This window comes from Staphylococcus sp. HMSC055A09, from assembly GCF_001809655.1.
Taxonomy (GTDB): domain Bacteria; phylum Bacillota; class Bacilli; order Staphylococcales; family Staphylococcaceae; genus Staphylococcus; species Staphylococcus capitis.
In genome coordinates, this window is sequence record NZ_KV798366.1 from 842 (window position 1) to 1,444 (window position 603).

Annotated in this window: 5 tRNA genes; all 5 read left to right on the forward strand. The window is 50.4% G+C overall.

Annotation, left to right across the window (positions count from 1 at the left end):
- The first annotated feature begins 73 nt into the window (after window positions 1-73).
- Window positions 74-149, forward strand: a tRNA-Ala gene (locus HMPREF2642_RS05060).
- A gap of 24 nt (window positions 150-173) precedes the next feature.
- A tRNA-Met gene (locus HMPREF2642_RS05065) sits at window positions 174-247 on the forward strand.
- 28 nt (window positions 248-275) lie between these two features.
- Window positions 276-349: transfer RNA gene (locus tag HMPREF2642_RS05070), tRNA-Ile, on the forward strand.
- A gap of 9 nt (window positions 350-358) precedes the next feature.
- Window positions 359-448: transfer RNA gene (locus HMPREF2642_RS05075), tRNA-Ser, on the forward strand.
- A gap of 10 nt (window positions 449-458) precedes the next feature.
- Window positions 459-534: transfer RNA gene (locus HMPREF2642_RS05080), tRNA-Asp, on the forward strand.
- The last annotated feature ends 69 nt before the right edge of the window (window positions 535-603 follow it).

A 603-nucleotide genomic window follows, 5' to 3' on the forward strand; every position in this document is an offset into this window, starting at 1 on the left:
GGTAGAGCACTTGGTTTGGGACCAAGGGGTCGTAGGTTCGAATCCTGTCTTCCCGATAGTACATATTAATTTTGGGGGCTTAGCTCAGCTGGGAGAGCGCCTGCTTTGCACGCAGGAGGTCAGCGGTTCGATCCCGCTAGTCTCCACCATTATTAATTTACAAACTACATAACGGCGGTGTAGCTCAGCTGGCTAGAGCGTACGGTTCATACCCGTGAGGTCGGGGGTTCGATCCCCTCCACCGCCACTACTTATTAGTTGTAGAATTATATTTAGGACCTTTAGCTCAGTTGGTTAGAGCTAACGGCTCATAACCGTTCGGTCGCAGGTTCGAGTCCTGCAAGGTCCATATAATTTTGGAGGAATACCCAAGTCCGGCTGAAGGGATCGGTCTTGAAAACCGACAGGAGCTTAACGGCTCGCGGGGGTTCGAATCCCTCTTCCTCCGTTTTATAAATGGTCCCGTAGTGTAGCGGTTAACACGCCTGCCTGTCACGCAGGAGATCGCGGGTTCGATTCCCGTCGGGACCGCCATTTTTAATTAATTTAATAGCGATTTACCTATAAATAATGGAGGAATACCCAAGTCCGGCTGAAGGGATC